This is a genomic window from Vibrio sp. 378, from assembly GCF_033339435.1.
In genome coordinates, this window is sequence record NZ_JAWOUO010001188.1 from 1 (window position 1) to 518 (window position 518).

The following is a 518-nucleotide window of genomic DNA, read 5'->3' on the forward strand; positions in this document are numbered from 1 at the left end:
CGCCATAAGCAATTTGCATCACAATTTTAGAATCGTACTGATGAACCAGTTCTGTGAGTTTTTTGTATTCTCCGATGAACGAGTCGTTGTAAATACCCATCATCCCTGCGTTGGGCTTTTCTTCTTCAACGATATTGGCGTAACCTGTGACGATTAGCCCGACTTCACCTTTAGCAAGCTCTTCGTAAATATCGTAAAGCTTTGCCGTCATGTGGCCATCTTCAGTCGCCATATTTTCCCACGTTGCGCTACGCACAAAGCGGTTCTTTAGGGTCATGCTGCCAATGCGGGCTTCGGAAAACAAAATACTCAAAACCAGTCCTCTTAATTCGTTTTTATTGTTTGACGCGTTTGTAAATCAACAAGAACGAAAAAGGAACAGCGATACATAATGCATGGCTGTTCCTTCTCTGAATCCTTGAGACTTAACATCAACAAGGCGCACCTTACTGTTTTGAGCAGGACAAAACTTTAATCTGGGTTAAGGTTTGGTGGGATTACTGCTTCTAAAGTGGATG

Annotated in this window: 1 pseudogene; it reads right to left on the reverse strand. The window is 42.7% G+C overall.

The features are described 5' to 3' along the window. Window positions 1–313 (reverse strand): annotated as a pseudogene (locus R7Q48_RS31070) (NADH:flavin oxidoreductase); the annotation flags it as partial. Window positions 314–518 lie beyond the last annotated feature (205 nt).